The organism is Nostoc sp. DSM 114160, from assembly GCF_053470305.1.
Genome location: NZ_JBPFGO010000001.1, coordinates 2,724,356 through 2,741,495 on the forward strand (window position 1 = coordinate 2,724,356; position 17,140 = coordinate 2,741,495).

The window sequence follows — 17,140 nt, forward strand, 5'->3', positions numbered from 1 at the left end:
TAATTAAATCTAAAATGCAAACCAGAATAACCTGTTGCTGTTAGGGGTTTTCCTTCTGCCTCTACTTATTAGACGTTCTTGAGGTTTTGGATTGAAGTTGGCTTTGACTATGCCTTTAATTTAAGTAAATTACTCACTTTTAACAGCATGAAAAAGTCATGAGTCGTCAGGAATTTTGCCGTAAAACTTTTATTAAGTTATGTAAAAAATGTCAGTAAACGTCAGAAAAAATCTCTTATCCACCTGTGTTAGCAGTTTTAGATTAGAAGTTTTGGCTAAAACGTCTTTTCCAAGAGTTTAAGACTACTCATTCATTTGAGAAAGTTCCTGATATAAATCACTTTATTTGCTTGTTAAAATAATCTTAGTAAGAGGCTATATCGCGGACACTAGCGCAATGGTACTCCTGTCCGTTTAACTCTAGATAATTAACAGTTATTTCCACGGCTATGTCCTGACCATCTTGGGTTCGTTGAGTAGACTTAAAAGTGAGAGAGCCTTTTTGTCTAACTTCCTCCCAGTGCGATCGCCAAGTAACCGTCGAAAAATTTGGATCTATATCGTAAACAGTCATGCTCAACAATTGGGCGCGGGAGTAGCCAAGATGACAGCAGGCGGCTTCATTCACGTAAACTAGCTGGGCATCCGAATTTACAAAAAAGATAGAATCCTTAAATTTATCTAGATAAAACTGACTAAGGCGCAGGGCTGATTCGGCTTTTTGGCGATCGCTAATTTCCTGCTGCAAAAGTATATTTTGCTGGGTCAGTTGTTTTTGCAACCTTCCGATAGTCAAGTTATTTTCTACACGGGCAAAAACCTCTTCTTCACTAAAAGGTTTGGTAATATAATCCACTCCCCCGACTGCAAAAGCTTTAACTTTGTCAAAAACTTCATCCAAGGCGCTAATAAAAATCACCGGAATGTCGCGGGTTTTCTCTGAGGCTTTCAAATGTTGACAGACTTCATAACCATTCATTTCTGGCATCATGATGTCAAGCAAAATTAAATCGGGCGGTGCAGCTTGTGCTGTTTTCAAAGCTGTTTGTCCGTTAATCACTCTCCGAATTTCATAGCCAACCTGAGTTAGCATAGCTGATAAAAGTCGCAGATTATCGGGTGTATCATCAACAACAAGAATATTTGCTTTTGGTAGCTGAACTTGATGGTTATCCATATTTATGAGAACTAATTTATTAGAAAAGAATTCAGGAGCAAAGCCGGAGACGTTTCCGTTAGCTGCGGTCATAAATCAAAATTTAGAATTTAATTGGAGTCAGACTGGTGAATGAATCGGTTTAAGATCCCCACCAAATCTTCTGGTGCATTCGCTAGACAAAAATTTAGAGGATGTCTGAGAAGTATTAAATATTTCGTCCGATCCCCTTAGCCCCCTTTCCAAGGCTACCGCGTACACACAAATCGAGTTTCTTCTTAAATCCAGTCGTTTATTGAATTCGGGCGGTCGTTTATTGAATTCGGGCAGTCGTTTATTGAATTCGGGCAGTCGTTTATTGAATTCGGGCGGTCGTTTATTGAATTCGGGTAGTCGTTTATTGAATTCGGGTAGTCGTTTATTGAATTCGGGCAGTCGTTTATTGAATTCGGGCGGTCGTTTATTGAATTCGGGCGGTCATTTATTGAATTCGGGCGGTCGTTTATTGAATTCGGGCGATCGTTTTAATTCGTGGCAGGTCTCAATCCCCACTTTCTTGTTCTGACTTTTGAATTCTGATTCAAAAATCATTTTTTACGATTGTGTTAAATCAATAACTTTATCAATGCGAAAGTTATTGACCCAATCAGACAGAGTGTTTGTCAAAAGAGCAGATTCTTCAGGAATTTGCTCAAGCAAGCTAAAAATCAGCTTTTCATCAGTACACAGTGCCGCTTGGTGGAGCTGTGCGACCCATTCAGTAGGCATCTGAGCCAGCATCTCTTCTAATGATAAAATTTTCAGGTCGGAATTTTCGGCAAATTCGTCTTTTTGAAGGGGTTTCTCTGCATATACATAGCGCACCCCTAAATATTTAGACATCATATTCAAGATTACTTCCTCTCGGAACGGCTTACGTACAAAATCGTTGCAGCCAGACGATAAAACCACAAATCGCTCCTCATCAAAAGCACTAGCAGTTAGGGCAATAATCACAGTAGCTTGACCTTTTAAAGTAGCTCTAATTTGTTTAGTAGCTTCATACCCATCCATTACAGGCATCCGCATATCCATCCAAATCAGTTGTGGTTCCCAAGTTTCCCAAAGAGTCACCCCTTCTTGACCATTTTCTGCATGACGTACCTCGAAGCCAAGGGATACTAACATCTTGACTAAGAGTTGGCGATTTTCCCATTTATCTTCAACTACTAAAATCCGGTATTTTGGTTGATTAGGCTCTAAACCAATTACTCGTCGTTTTAGCTGTAGAATTGGAGCTTCAGCTACTTCTGCTGGACTAATTTGCAGATCGAAAGAAAAAATCGTTCCTTGTTCCAAAGTACTGCTAACACTAATACTTCCCCCCATTAGATGCACAAATTGTTGGCTAATAGTTAAACCCAAACCTGTTCCTTGCTGAGATTTACGACCTGCTTCTGTTTGAACAAAGGGTTTAAACAACTTTTCAATCTCGGCAGGTGCAATCCCTGTCCCAGTATCTTCAACTTCAAAATGAAGCCAGAAGAATGAAGGGCGAGAGTTTCTTATTACTTGTGTCCCTTCTTGTTGCTGTAGTTTACTTTCTTCTTTCATTCTGACTCGTAAACTGACGCCACCTTCTTGAGTAAATTTGATAGCATTACCAAGGAGATTAATCAAGATTTGACGCAATTTACTTTCATCTGTATGCACATATCTAGGAACTTCAGGTCTACGTTCAAACATCAACTGTAAACCTTTGGATTCCGCTTTAATTTGAAACATCTCTTCAAGTGAATCAAGTAGAGTGTACAAGTCAAAGCTATTGTTATTCAATGTCGTTAAACCAGCCTCAATTTTGGACATTGACAACACATCATTAATCAAGGTAAGCAAATGTTCTCCACTGCGACTGATAATTTCTAAATGTTCTAACTGAGAAACATTGATAGAAGAATCGCGCATCATTAGCTGAGTAAAGCCAAGGATGCTGTTGAGAGGAGTACGAAGTTCGTGACTCATGTTTGCGAGAAATTCGCTTTTGGCACGGTTGGCAGTTTCGGCTTCTTTGGCTTTTAGTTCTAATCTATGGCTATAATTTTCTAACTGTTCGCCAGAAATTTTTAACTGTCGCGTTAGCCAAGACACTCCAATCAATAAAAATCCCATTGATAAGAATCCCACTAGCATCATCGTTCCTGCTAATCGTTGAGCCGGCGCAAAGGCTTCTTCCTGGTTCATCTCCACCATTAAGGCTAGGTCTTGGTCATTGAGCCAGTGATATACCCCAATTACTAACACTCCAGCATAGTTTGGATAAAGTCCTTGACCACTAATTCCACCCATTGCTGCATCAATACCTTGGCTGCTAACTCCTTGAGAAAAGTCCGGTGTTTTATTTTTATCTTTAGAAATAAAAGCGTTTTTAGTTACTAAAGAACCAACTAAATAAGTTTCTCCGCTTTTACCTAAGCCTGTACGTTCCCGTACAATTTGATCTATTCTGCCTAAATTGAGATCGGCTAGAAGGACACCTTGACGTACCTTGGCTGCATCACGTAGAGGGGTTGCAAAAGTAACTGATGGCTTACCAGTAATCGGTGAGGCATAAAAGATGGGAGCAAAAGAGTCTCCTGATTGAATCTGTTCAATATAGGTGATGTTAGCTGAAATTTCATATTGACCTTCACGCTGTTTATTAGTAGATAAAATAATCCGATTGCTCCGGTCAAGAATGGAAATTTCTCCCAGACTTGGCTTGATTTTTGCCATATTTGCAAGATAATCTGAGAGGACTTTGTAAGCTTTGCGATAATTTGCTTCGGTGGGTTTAGAATTTAAAAGGATTTGAAAATTATTTTGTACGTCTGGAAACTGAGTTATTAAGAGAAAGTCTCGTTCTTGGTCTTCAAACCAACGGGTAATTTCTTCCTCTTTCAGGGTAGCAGCAGCACTGAGCCGTTCAAAAGCAGCTTGCTTCAAAGCTTCCCTCGCATTGAGAAAAGCAAATCCTCCTACTACACCTACAGTTACCAAAGATAGGAATAAGAAGGAACTGGCAACTTTAATAGTTAGGTGCTGATTCCAGAAGTTCATATATTTACAACTTGTTTCTTATTCTAAAGATATTTATCTTTTTTATTATTCATGTATATAGGTTATTCCTTCAGTTAATATAAATAATTATTGATTACCATTGAGCAAAAATCTGTTTTATCTGCTTAATTGCTTCATCAGTTGCTTGCTCTGAAGAAATTTTATCTACAATTATTCGATTCAGAGCTTTTCCCCAGATATTCTCCTCTAACACTACGCTGTATGCCGGGTTTTGGACATAATAAAACAACCGCGTTGAACCTTCCGTCACCGTCTTAACCGCAGTTGAAACGTGTGGGTCAGCTGGGTTTTTCCAAAATGGGTCTTGCCAAAGTGTCTTGATGACAGGTAAATTACAACCTCCAGCAGCTTTCAGATACTTACCTATCACCTGTGATTGAGTGAGATATGCAAGAAAATCCAAAGCTTTTTTCTGTTGCTGGGAATCGGCGAATAAAACTGCTTGTCTAAGTGTGAGTAGATAACGCATTGGCTTGCCGTTGGGTTTGTTTGGAAATTTTAAAATACCAAGCTTATGGCGATAGGTGTCGGGATCTTGGCGCACAGAGCAAGGAATTGAGAGGGTGTTGTTAGGAGTCATCATCACCACACGGTTGAGCAAGCTGCGATTATTATCTGGATTTAACCAATTGAGTGCATCTGGTGGCACATAACCTTGTTGGTAAAATTTGGTATACCAATCTAATGCCTGGATAATTTTTTGTCTGACCTTTGGCTCGTCGATCAAAAGTTTACCTTCTGAGTTAAGAATTTGTATATCGTATGCTTCTAAAATATGCTCAAAAAAGATGTAGGTATCTGAAGCTCCAGTAGAAAAAGGAAAACCTAGTCCATAAATATGCTGTTTTTGCTTTTTCGTCCGCAGATCGTTCTGTACTTTTTTCCAAAACTGCCAAAAACCATCCCAATCTTTGGGAATATCGCTTTCACTGCGACCTATTTGCTTTAGCAAGTCTCGCCAGTAGAAAATGTGAACTGTTGCCTGATTGATTGGAACTGCATAGTAACTTCGTTTTTTTGCAGCATTATTGTAATAATTAACAGCTTGCAGGGCATATTCAGGATAAAGATTTTTGACTGGCTCAATTACATCCGTTACATCCGCCAGTTTCCCTTCCCAAGCCAAATGCGGATTCAACGCTCTTTCCGCGCCGTAACTCATCATAATATCGGGTGGATTACCCGCCTGAATAGCTCTACGCGCCTTCTGCGGTAGCTCATCGCCAATATAAAAGGAAAGTTTGACTTGATTATTAGTTTGTTTTTCCCAGTTGCTCACCAACTGCTTGATTGCTTCATCTTCATCGACAGTAAAACCTTTATCCCACCAAATCTTTAAAACTGTGTTGTCAGTAGGCGAATGGGTGACTGAAGATTGTTTTAATTGAGAGGTGTTAGTACAAGCAATAATTATCAAGCTGAGTGTCAATACGATGAACACATATCTGCGATAATGGTAATATTGCGGCTGATTATGAAAGTCTTTAGCAATTTGACTAGCTTTAGTTTTAAATGTCATATTTGTAAAAGCTTAGTGCCATTGGTCAAAAATTTGCTTAATTCGGGCGATCGCTTCATCAGCTGCTTGCTCTGGAGAAATTTTATCTACAACAATTCGATTGAGCGCCTTACCCCAGACATTATCTTTTAAAACCAAGCTATAGGCTGGGTTTTGGACAAAATAAAATGGGCGAGTTTCTCTGTTAAGAAATATATTAGCGGCAGTCGAGAGATAGGGATCTTTGGAATTTTTCCAAAAAGGATCTTCCCACGCCGATGTTAAAACTGGTAAATGACGACCTCCAGAAGCCTTGAGATAATTTCCCATCACTTCTGGTTGTATTAAGTATGCAAGAAACTCCTTAGCTAGTTTCTGTTTTTGAGAATCGGCAAATAAAAACGCTTCCTTAACTGTAATTAAGTAGCGCATTGGCAAGCCATTGGGTTTATTCGGAAACTCTAAAATACCAAGCTTTTGATAATATGTATCAGGGTTTTGCCGCACAGCAGCAGGAATTGAAAGCGAGTTGTTAGGAGTCATAACCACGCTTTGATTAAGTAAACTACGATTATTGTCTGGATTCAACCAATTTATGGCATCTGGTGGGACGTAGCCTTGCTGATAAAAATTTGTGTACCATTTTAAACTGTTAATAATACCTTGACGCACTTTCGGATCGTCAAGGATAAGTTTATCTGTAGAATCTAAAATTTGCACGTCGTATGCTTCTAAAATCTGCTCAAATAAGTAGTATGTATCAGCAGAACTAATGCCGAAGGTAAATCCTAATCCATAAATATTCTGTTTTTTATCTGGTATTTGTTTTGTCCGCAAGTCATCCTGTATTTGTTTCCAAAGCTCCCAAAAATCATCCCAATTTTTTGGTATATCACTTTCCTTACGACCTATTTGCTTTAGCAAATCTCGCCAGTAAAAAATGTGAATAGTTGCTTGGCTCATTGGCAGAGCATAGTAGCTTCGTTTTTGAGTAACATTGTTATAAGACTGAACAGTTTTGAGGATTTTTTCTGGGTAAAAACTTTTAAGTGGCTCAATTACATCTGATATATCTGCTAGTTTGCCTTCCCAACTTAAACGGGGAATAATTTCGCGATCGGCAGTATAACTGGTAACAATATCAGGTAGGTTGCCAGCCTGAATTTCTCGTTGAATCTTCCGTGTTAGCTCATCTGTAGAATATAGAGAGAGCTTGATTTTGTTGCCAGTTTGTTTTTCCCACTCGCTAACTAGTTGCTTGAGAGCTTCATCCTCTTCCTGAGTAAAACCTTTATCCCACCAAATCCTTAAATCGGTAGTTTCACTGGATAACTTATTAAGTGGGGAAGGGGAGGATTGATATGTGTTAGTGCAAGCAACAATTATCAAGCAAAGGATTAATGCGATGAGTGCGTAGGGGCGATCGCTAAAAGCTTTCTTAGCTCTCTGCTGATTCTTCAAAACCTGAGTAATCTGACTGGCTTTTTTTCTGGACACCACACTTCTAAAGCTTATATTTAAACTGAATAGATATACTCAATTTAAGGCTTTTTGTCGAGCTCTCAATAATTTACAAGCGATCGCTCTTAAAACAGATGGACAACTGCTTGCTCTTGGAGCGGAACGAAGCATATTACATCGCTTCGCCATTCTGCACCGATTGGAACAATTATTCTACCGCGTGGTTTAATAATTCCATTGATGAAGCGAATGCGAGGTGCTGAATATAACACCTCGCATTCTGAAGATTTCTATTTGACTGTAGGGTTGAGGATTAAACAACTAGCAAGTTATTTTGACTTAATGACACTCCACCTGATAGTTGGGCAAATTGTACCTGAGTAAATCCACCCGCACTGCCATCTTGGTCAAAATATAGCGCACCTGTAGTATTGTTATAGATAAATCGCTGATTGCTCGTTGTCGCAGATGCTCCAAGGGTAAAAGAGCTAGCTGATAGTAAACCTGATGATAACCCGCCACCAAAACCAGCAGCCGATACCTGAATCTGTTCATTAGTCGCGTTGAAGTTATAAATGGTATCAACACCTTCACTGAAACTATTGAAAACAAAGGTATCAATACCAGCTCCTCCATAGAGGTTATCATTACCTTTGCCACCGTTGAAGGTGTTTTTACCAGAGGCACCAGAGGCTGTGAGAGTATCATTACCATCGCCTCCATCCAGTAGATTATTGCCTGATGAATAATCAACAATCAAGCGATCGTCACCAGCACCACCATTGAGCGTATTATTCCCAGAGACAGTATAAGCTCCGTATGAGGAATATAAGGAGGCTGAACCTGCGGCTGTGAGAGTATCATTGCCATCGCCTCCATTCAGTAGGTTATTGCCTGATGAATAGTTAGTAACTAAGTTATCATCACCAGCGCCACCATTGAGGGTGTTCTTACCAGAGATAGCATCGAGATCAAAATTGCCTCGGTAGTCGTCGTAGGAGCCAGAAACGTTGAGAGAATCATTATCATCACCACCAGAGAGCGAATTATTCCCATTTGAATAGTCAGCACTCAATAAATCCTTACCTGCACCGCCGAGAATCGTGTTATTTCCACCTCCCCCAGCGAGGGTATCGTTGCCATTGCTCCCCACAATCAAATCATCGTAGTTTGTACCTGAAATATTTAATTGTTCGATATTCTTGTAGCTCACCTGATTCGGGCCTGCTGTAATCGAACCAGCATTAGTAGCAGCATTGAATGTCGAAGTGATTCCCTGGCTGATGGAATAGTTATAGAAAGACAACAAATCGTCACCTTTTCCTCCATCTATAGTATCTTTGCCGCGATCGCCTCCGGTGAGTGTATCGTTGCCATTGCCCCCTACAATCAAATCATCGTAGGCTGTACCTGAGATATTTAATCGTTCGATATTCTTGTAATTAACCTGATTCGTGCCTGATGTAATGGAGCCAGTGTTAGTAAAAGCATTGAATGTCGAAGTGATTCCCTCACCCCCGCTAGAATTACTGTAATAATTGCCTTCTAATAAATCATCACCTTTTCCGCCATCGATAGTATCATTGCTACTATTGGCATAGAGCGAGATAGTATCGTTGCCATTACTCCCCACAATCAAGTCATTGTACGCTGTAGCTGAGATATGTAATCCTTCGATATTCTTGTAGTTAATCAGATCCGTACCCGCCTTAATCGAGCCAGTGTTAGTAGCAGCATTGAATGTCGTTGTAATTCCCCCACTAGGATAGATATACGAAACGCTCAACAAATCGTTACCTGTTCCCCCATCTACTGTTTGAGTCGCTAAGGAAGATGGAGAAGTATATAGGACGAAAGAGAAGGAATCATTACCATTTTCTCCATTGAAAATGTTATTACCAAATTTGCCCTCGGCTTTTGTGTCGTCGTAGTAGCCAGATGCAAAGAAAGAATCATTGCCATCCCCCCCATTGAGGATGTTATTGCCCGTTGAATAGTTAACACTCAATTGGTCGTCACCAGCACCACCATTGAGAGTGTTATCACCGGAGGTAAAAGAGGCGGAATAGTCGTATTCGCGAGAGGCGCTAAGAGAATCATTGCCATCGCCTCCATTCAGTAGGTTATCCCCTGTTGAATAGTTAGCATCTAATTGATCGTCACCAGCACCACCGTTGAGGGTGTTATTGCCATCTGTCTTAGACGCAGAGAGATTATCATTGCCATCGCCACCAGAAATTAAGTTATTGCCTGTTGAAGAGCTAGCACTGAATTGATCGTTACCAACACCACCGTCAAGGATGTTATTGCTTGTTGAATAATCAACATTCAAGTAATCGTTACCTTCACCGCCAAAAATTGTATCATTGCCATAATTTGAATCGTTGCCACTACTGCCTCCGAAGAGTAAATCGTTGCCATTGCTTCCGACAATAAAATCAGCGTAGGTTGTACCTCTAATTTCTAATTGTTCGATATTGGTGTAGTTAATCCGATTTGTACCAGCACTAATTGAGCCAGTGTTAGTAGCAGCATCGAAACTCGAAGTGATTCCTGTAGTAGCACGGGTGTAATATACAGACAAATAATCCTGACCTGTTTCTCCATTTACACTTTGAGTCGTTAAGGAAGAGGGGGAAGTTTTTGAGACGGACAAATGGAAGTCATCATTACCAGCGCCTCCATTTAGAGTGTTTCTACCCCGGACTTCATCTGCGTAAAAGGAATCATCGCCGTCTTTGCCTGAAACCGTATTGTTGCCAGCAGAATAGCTAATATCAAGGTAGTCATCCCCTGCATCTCCACTGAGGATGTTATTTCCAGAAGAATAGGAAGCATCAAGAGTATCATTTCCCTCATCACCCCGCACCAGATTATTACCAGTACCACCACGGAGAGAGTCGTTACCCGTACCACCACGGAGAGAGTCGTTATCCGTACCACCAAGGAGAGTATCATTGCCTGCACCACCAATGAGGGTATCATTTCCAGCATCACCGTTTAAAAGGTCGTTGCCATTTTTGCCATCGATGATATCATCACCCACTTTAGCGTTAATTGTATCTGCGTCCTGAGTACCCAATAGAGTATCTTTACCGTTGGTTCCAATGATATTCACCATAACTCTTACCTTCCTGAATCGATATTTTGAGTAACTTCAGCTATTAACTTGTTGTTAATGTTGTTTGAGGACACACGGAAATCGCCGAGAGTTGATGCTTTCGACACACTTTTATGTCACCCTTGAGGGTTAGCATTTTCTCGAAGATTTACCCTATTGATGAGCTTGTAAGTAGGACTTATCTAACTGACTTGAAAAAGGCAGGAGGCAGGAGATTCAAAGTTAAATTCTTTGCCTATTCCCTATTTCCTTTTTCATTCGTTATTTGCGTACCCGTTAATAATGCTAGTTAAGACTATCTAAGTCTTAGCATTGTACATATTTATGAGCGTGTATTTAGGAAAACAGATGGTTTCACACTTTTTTTATCATTCTCGATCCGCAGATCAACCCAGCCATCACTGACAAAGTGTCGAAAAATCAAGCTTGAATGCCTAAAACCCACACTTCATATTTCTTCTCAAAGCGTAGCCCTACTGTGGTAAATATAGAGAATAATTCACTTTCGATAGGGAAATAATTTTTATGCAGTTGTTGTGGGCTATTGCCCGTAAGTGTGTAGCTTAAAAATGGGGAACATCTAAATAACACTTTGATAACCATATCTGAAGATTTACTGAGATGTCCACACTTATAGACATATCTTTGCATACTCTTTACATTATTTGCCGATCGGTATAATCTCAGTACTTCTCTTTATATATTCTTCATGTCTGAAAACCACTAATAATCCCGAATACAGCAGCTAAACAGCAGCTAAACAGCAGCTAAATAGTTGTTTTATTTGCTCGTGTAGCGTGTCGTCGCCCTTAATAGACAAGCAAGCTGTGAGAGTTTTTGAAATCTGGGGTTATGCTGTGAGGTTGTGACGATAAGTTACAGGAGTTGAAAGCGATCGCTCCAGAAGATGATCGCATTATCAAGAGTTACTTAGGGATAACCTCCACCAAACATACACTCGTAGCGTAGGCGTAGTCCGTCCTAACCATCGCCAAGAAATTACTGAGGACGGTGAATTTGAAACTGGATTATATTGGAAAGTTTTGGACAAAAATAGATTTTTATTCAAAAAAACAGTCGTCAGGAAATGAAGGCATATTAAATAGTAGATTTCTTTAACCACGTTTTTCACGGCTGGGTGGATTGCAAATCCCCATTGCCGAAGGTAGTGCTGGTATCTCTGCACGCGAACTGTTTGAGATCGTGATTCGGGTAATGCAGGAACTCTGATGATTTCAAGGATCGTGCGATCGCAAACGACGAGATCGACGGTACATGACTATCAACGCAAAGATTCTTCTAGATTAACCACCTTGTATGGTAATTTCTGAGCTTGATAAATAAATGTAAAGAAGAAGTTGGCATTGCATAAACTTTGCTTTCTAGCTTGATGAATTAACTAAGAAACTAAAAAGTTGAAGGTACAAGATTGAAAATATCTTGTTATCTCCTTAATTAGTTGCTTCAACAACATAGTTCTTCTAAAGGAGAAAAAATGAGTACATTAGAGCAAAGTCTTAGTCAATTCCGAGCTTTACCAAAACCAGAGTCATCTCGATTAATTGACTTTGAAGAAGCAGAAATTCGTCCGGGTATAGTAAATGACACTTATATTTTAGTTGTCAAAGGAACGAAACCATACTTGAATTTGGAAGTGAATCTTGTGCCACTTGTATACGTCCAGCAACCTGAATATTGGGGAGTTGAGGTCGTTGGTACTTTGCCCGGAATCGGATTACCAGCGATCGCACCTTATATAGTTTCTCTACCAGTAGACGGCATTCGTGGCAAACAAGGTATTGAAGTTATTGGCGCTAATGGTTCCAAGCAACTGCCTTTTCTAGATGTTAAGTATTCCTAATTCCCGATATGAATATGTGTAGAACCACCATCTTCAAAGCTGTGACAAAAGCTTAAAAACTGCCCGAAAATTTATTTTCCGGCTATTAGCTCAAGTTGGTTGAAACGGACTAATAAAGTATTTTTAGTCCGTTTCAACCAATTCTTGCTATTAGAGGTTGTTTGAAAAGTCTAATTTATTACTTGCTTCGGCGATTGGATGCTTTATGTCGGGGAACCCGCTCACCGCAATGGCTTCGTCAAATAGCGCACTTCGTGCCGCTACGCTAACGCGCAGCGCGTCTTGGTATAATTCTTTTTCTGAACTGTAGCTCAGACCCGAAAACTTTAGTTTTAATTGATACTCCTAACCTGCTGCCTGGTTGTTGAGCGACTTGCCCTGACTTGTACTGAGTTTCGACACTTCGACTGCGCCCTTCGGCTACGCTCAGGACAGGCTCAGTGCATCGCTGCGCGGTAATCGAGCGACTTGTACTGAGTTTCGACTGCGCTCAACTACCGCGTAGTCGTTGGCGTGGTCACTGAGCGTAGTCGAAGTGCAGCCTCTCCGACAGGAGAAGTAAGTCGAGATTCAACTACCGCGTAGTAGAAGTGAAGAAACCAAAGGAAAAGGTGAGAAAAAACCCACCTTTTAAGAATCGATATGATAGACAAGTAGACAAAATTTAAAAAATATTTATCGAATGGTAGATCAATCATCTGGCTTGTCTAAGGTCAAAGACTTATTAACACAAAAACTCTTCTTGGGTAATGAACCGAATGCGGAGTTAATTGCAATTCTCACCGTTTACTTTGTCCAAGGAATTTTAGGGCTATCGCGTCTAGCCGTTAGCTTTTTTCTTAAAGATGAACTACTCCTGAGTCCAGTCCAGGTATCGGCGCTATTGGGAATTGTCTTCCTACCTTGGATGATCAAGCCGATGTTTGGTTTTATCTCTGATGGCTTGCCTATATTTGGCTATCGTCGCCGTCCTTACTTGATTTTATCCGGGATACTGGGAACTGCTTCTTGGATGAGTCTGGCCACAATAGTTCATACTAGCTGGGCAGCTACCTTAGCGATCGCTCTTGGTTCTCTTAGTGTCGCCATGAGTGATGTCATCGTTGACTCGCTAGTTGTAGAACGAGCCAGAGGCGAATCGCAAGCAAAAGCCGGCTCACTACAATCTCTGTGCTGGGGTGCTTCTGCGATCGGAGGTTTAATAACAGCCTACTGTAGCGGTCTACTACTTCAATACTTTACTACCCGTACCGTCTTTGGGATCACCGCTTTATTTCCTTTGATCGTTTCAGGGGTGGCTTGGTTAATTGCTGAGTCCCCCGTTAGCAAAGATCCTGAAGATAGTAATCAGACCAACTCTGTACCAATCAAACATCAACTAGGACAGCTACGCCAAGCCATTAGCCAAAAAACAATTTGGCTACCAACGGCGTTTATCTTCATCTGGCAAGCTACCCCAAATGCTGACTCAGCCTTTTTCTACTTCGCTACCAACGAACTCCACTTTGAACCAGAATTTTTGGGGCGAGTAAACTTGGTGGGAAGTTTCGCTTCTTTGGCAGGTGTTTGGATTTTTCAACGTTTCCTCAAAAGCATCCCTTTTCGCGTGATTTTTGCTTGGAGTACTGTCCTTTCGTCACTTTTGGGGATGACGATGCTATTGTTGGTAACTCACACAAACAGGCTATTGGGTATAGATGACCACTGGTTTAGTTTGGGTGATAGCCTGATTTTGACTGTGATGGGGAAAATTGCCTTTATGCAAGTGATGGTGCTAGCAGCAAGGCTTTGTCCTTCTGGTGTGGAAGCGACATTATTTGCCTTGTTAATGTCAGTCTATAATTCCGCCGGAACAGTTTCCCATGCATTCGGGGCATTAATCACCTATTGGCTGGGAATCACCGCAACAAACTTTGAATCACTTTGGCTATTGGTGCTAATTACTAACCTCAGCACCCTATTACCCCTACCATTTATCAACTGGCTACCTGCTGCTGAAGAACAAACTGAAACACTCAAAAATGACCAAAAATCATTTTCGCCTGATTTGATCCCGGAGTTGGTACTGAGAGAACCAAAGTCAGAAATACTAGAATAGTGTAATACAGCAGTTTCTAAGTAAATGAGATCGAGAGTGCTGTTAGCGTCAGCGGGGCGTTTAGCCAGTGCTGAGTTAGGAGTTAACAGTAGAGACGCGATTAACCCTTGTCTGTACAAGAGTTAGGAGTTTTATTTAGGGAACTCCAAGAAATAAATTATCCAATATTGTGGGGTGGGCATCTTACCAGTGGTGTCAACTTCAGCAAGCCCTAGCGTACTCGTTGGGTGTTGTGCGTCCGCCCACCGTTAAAACGGCGGTCTAATAACCCAAGTCCATTAAAATGGACTGTAATCTTGAGTCCTCTGAGTGAGGACTTTTGCTATCAGACAGGGATTTTAATCCCTGGCGGACGTTCGGTTTGACGTGAAGTTGACACCAATGGCAACATCAGCGCCCAGTTCACAGTCCGGGCGAGACGCCCATCCTACAAGAAATATTGGGATATTTTATTATTTGTCAGTCCCTTATCTCCTTGTCTCCCTTGTCCCCTTGTCTCCCCTGCCCCCCTGGTTACTGAGCGCAGTCGAAGTATGCTCCCCTGCCCCCTGCCCTATTTGGATGAAACCATTTTTTCGCTGGCAATAATATGCAAATCGATATTTTTGAGCAAGCGCACCAATTTTTGCGTCAAAGATCCCTTGAGGAGCATTTGCCAGCGCGATCGCTGACTTTCTCCGATTACAATTTGGGTGATACGATGTCTCTCGGCGACTTGGGCGATCGCATTAGCTATATTACTGTTGGTAACACGAAGAAAAGTACCTTCAAATTCTTTACAAAGTTTCTCGCAAGTGTGGATGTGTAAGCTTTCCTCCTTAGTGAGAAAGCGTTCTGGATCGGCTACGAACAACGTATAAAGCGGCGCATTCATATAGTTAGCCAATCTCGCACCCCGACGTAACAGCTGCACTGAATTGGGATAGGTAGATACACACACCAAAACCCGCTCGTGAATATTACAAAATTGTCCGTTGGGAGTAGAGGCGATCGCATTTTCTTCTACGTTGTCTGCCACTTCCCGCAAAGCCAACTCCCGCAAAGCAATCAGGTTACGGCGTTGGAAAAAATTATCGAGGGATTGTTGGATTTTTGGCTGTGCGTAAATCTTCCCTTCTAATAATCGTTCTTGCAGTGTTTCTGGTGTGACATCCACTACCACTATTTCATCTGCTTCATCCATAATTCTGTCCGGAACGCGCTCGCGGACTACCACACCTGTAATTCTGGCTACTAAGTCGTTGAGACTTTCCAAATGTTGCACATTCATTGTGGAGTAGACATCAATACCGGCTGCCAAAACTACTTCGACATCTTCGTAGCGTTTTTCGCGTGGAGAACCAGGGACATTGGTATGGGCAAGTTCATCGATTAAGACTAATTGGGGCGATCGCTTTAAAATAGCATCTGTATCCATATCCGTCAGCGTCAACTCACCGCGAGGATATTGCTTACGGGGTATAATTTCCAGTCCCTCTGCCTTTTCAGCCGTTTCCTTGCGTCCGTGGGTTTCCAAAAGCCCAACGACAACATCAATTCCTTCTTGTTTGAGTGCGTGTCCCTCTTCTAACATCCGGTAGGTTTTGCCTACTCCAGGAGCCATACCAATAAAGATTTTATGCTTACCCCGCCGTCGTGCTGGATAAAGCGAGTAACTTGCAGAATTTAAAGGTGCATTCCCAGTCGAACCAGTATTACTACGATCTGACATTTCATTTTTAGTATCTGTATAATCCTAAGTAGGTTAGCGTAAAAATTTGTCATTGGGATAAAGCAGTTCTTGCTGAACGCAGGAAAAGCAGGGGAGCAGGGGAGCAGGGAGCAGGGAGCAGGGGGCAGGGAGATGAGGGAGACAAGGGGACAAGGGGACAAGGGAGACAAGGAGATAAATAAAACTCCTAACTCTTAACTCCTAACTCCTAACTCAGCACTCATTACTCATTACTCATTACTCATTACTCAACACTGTTTTGACCAATGACAAATGACCAATGACAAATGACAAATGACAAATTACTGATTTTGCTGACGATTAAAATCTTGTAAGTCAAGAGCATAATTCAATCGCAGAACATTGACTCCTGGTTCGCCAAAAATCCATAAAAATCTGTCATCAGTATACTTATTAATTAAACGTAAAATCTCATCTTCTTTTACTCCCCGCGCACCAGCAACCCGCGTCAATTGCTGCCGTGCTGCTTTAAAGGAAATATGCGGATCTAAACCCGAACCAGAGGTATAAATTAAATCAGCTATCGGTTGAAGATTTTCCTCTCGCAATTTATCTGCCTCTTCTAAAATCCGCTTAAGTAGTTCTGGATTGCTGGCAGCGAGATTGCTAGCTCCAGATATGCCGGTTGGCTTGGCTTTTTTTCCTTGACTATATCTAACAGTACTAGGACGAGAATGAAAATATCGCTCAGATGTGAATACCTGACCGATTAAAGCCGAACCAATTGGTTCATCATTTAGATTCCGCACGATACTGCCATTAGCTTGATAGGGCAAAAAAACTTGACCCACTACAAGAATTACCAGCGGATAGATGATTGCAGTCAACAACCAAAGCATTAGAGTTATAAAAATTGCTCTGATAGTTTCTCGAATAATAGCCATAAAAAGTTTTCCAATTGCGCCTATAATTTAATTTTTAATTTTTAATTTTTAATTCTTTTGCCCACCTAGCAGGATGTTACAAGATGCTGTTAGCAACAGCATAAACAACTGGGGCAGTTACCACATTCAAGCACAGCAAGATAAAAATAGCGAGTGGTAAATGTTAGACTTCTTGGCATTTGTCCGGGAAAAGGGTAAAGAAACTCCAAATCCTTTCCCTTTAACCTTTACCC

10 protein-coding genes are annotated in these 17,140 nt (G+C 41.1%); 2 read left to right on the forward strand and 8 right to left on the reverse strand.

From position 1 onward, the window contains the following. Positions 1 to 364: 364 nt before the first annotated feature. From NSTCB13_RS12150 to NSTCB13_RS12175, 6 genes are all read right to left on the reverse strand, one after another. Positions 365 to 1,249, reverse strand: coding sequence for a response regulator (locus NSTCB13_RS12150; protein ID WP_448272511.1), 885 nt, complete (start codon positions 1,247 to 1,249; stop codon positions 365 to 367). A 501-nt stretch (positions 1,250 to 1,750) separates the two neighbouring features. Further along, positions 1,751 to 4,231 (reverse strand): ATP-binding protein, encoded by a 2,481-nt coding sequence (locus tag NSTCB13_RS12155; protein ID WP_448272512.1) that lies wholly within the window; start codon positions 4,229 to 4,231, stop codon positions 1,751 to 1,753. A 94-nt stretch (positions 4,232 to 4,325) separates the two neighbouring features. Continuing rightward, entirely contained in the window at positions 4,326 to 5,771 is a 1,446-nt protein-coding gene (locus tag NSTCB13_RS12160; RefSeq protein ID WP_448272513.1) for an ABC transporter substrate-binding protein, read from the reverse strand. Positions 5,772 to 5,783: 12 nt separating this feature from the next. Next, a complete protein-coding gene (locus NSTCB13_RS12165) occupies positions 5,784 to 7,247 on the reverse strand; it encodes an ABC transporter substrate-binding protein (RefSeq protein WP_448272514.1) in 1,464 nt (487 codons plus the stop codon). Between the two features lie 89 nt (positions 7,248 to 7,336). Continuing rightward, positions 7,337 to 7,483: a hypothetical protein gene (locus NSTCB13_RS12170; RefSeq protein WP_448272515.1), complete on the reverse strand. Its 147-nt coding sequence runs from the start codon at positions 7,481 to 7,483 to the stop codon at positions 7,337 to 7,339. Positions 7,484 to 7,524: 41 nt separating this feature from the next. Then, on the reverse strand, positions 7,525 to 10,332 hold the full coding sequence (locus tag NSTCB13_RS12175; RefSeq protein WP_448272516.1) for a beta strand repeat-containing protein: 2,808 nt from the start codon (positions 10,330 to 10,332) through the stop codon (positions 7,525 to 7,527). A gap of 1,495 nt (positions 10,333 to 11,827) precedes the next feature. Between NSTCB13_RS12175 and NSTCB13_RS12180 the strand changes: the two genes are divergently transcribed. Both NSTCB13_RS12180 and NSTCB13_RS12185 read left to right on the forward strand, forming a co-directional pair. Further along, a complete protein-coding gene (locus NSTCB13_RS12180) occupies positions 11,828 to 12,193 on the forward strand; it encodes a hypothetical protein (RefSeq protein ID WP_445628282.1) in 366 nt (121 codons plus the stop codon). A 682-nt stretch (positions 12,194 to 12,875) separates the two neighbouring features. Beyond that, the gene (locus NSTCB13_RS12185; protein ID WP_448272517.1) at positions 12,876 to 14,291 is read left to right on the forward strand and encodes a folate/biopterin family MFS transporter; all 1,416 of its coding nucleotides are present in this window, start codon (positions 12,876 to 12,878) and stop codon (positions 14,289 to 14,291) included. A 553-nt stretch (positions 14,292 to 14,844) separates the two neighbouring features. Here the strand turns inward: NSTCB13_RS12185 and NSTCB13_RS12190 are convergent. Next, complete coding sequence (locus tag NSTCB13_RS12190) at positions 14,845 to 16,002, reverse strand: universal stress protein (RefSeq protein WP_448272518.1); 1,158 nt, start codon at positions 16,000 to 16,002, stop codon at positions 14,845 to 14,847. A gap of 302 nt (positions 16,003 to 16,304) precedes the next feature. Then, complete coding sequence (gene kdpC, locus NSTCB13_RS12195; protein ID WP_448272519.1) at positions 16,305 to 16,907, reverse strand: K(+)-transporting ATPase subunit C; 603 nt, start codon at positions 16,905 to 16,907, stop codon at positions 16,305 to 16,307. Between the last annotated feature and the right edge of the window lie 233 nt (positions 16,908 to 17,140).

Coding starts and splice junctions, on each gene's coding strand:
- NSTCB13_RS12150 (WP_448272511.1), bottom strand. CDS start 1,249: ATGACCGCAGCTAACGGAAACGTCTCCGGCTTTGCTCCTGAATTCTTT.
- NSTCB13_RS12155 (WP_448272512.1), bottom strand. CDS start 4,231: ATGAACTTCTGGAATCAGCACCTAACTATTAAAGTTGCCAGTTCCTTC.
- NSTCB13_RS12160 (WP_448272513.1), bottom strand. CDS start 5,771: ATGACATTTAAAACTAAAGCTAGTCAAATTGCTAAAGACTTTCATAAT.
- NSTCB13_RS12175 (WP_448272516.1), bottom strand. CDS start 10,332: ATGGTGAATATCATTGGAACCAACGGTAAAGATACTCTATTGGGTACT.
- NSTCB13_RS12180 (WP_445628282.1), top strand. CDS start 11,828: ATGAGTACATTAGAGCAAAGTCTTAGTCAATTCCGAGCTTTACCAAAA.
- NSTCB13_RS12185 (WP_448272517.1), top strand. CDS start 12,876: ATGGTAGATCAATCATCTGGCTTGTCTAAGGTCAAAGACTTATTAACA.
- NSTCB13_RS12190 (WP_448272518.1), bottom strand. CDS start 16,002: ATGTCAGATCGTAGTAATACTGGTTCGACTGGGAATGCACCTTTAAAT.
- kdpC (WP_448272519.1), bottom strand. CDS start 16,907: ATGGCTATTATTCGAGAAACTATCAGAGCAATTTTTATAACTCTAATG.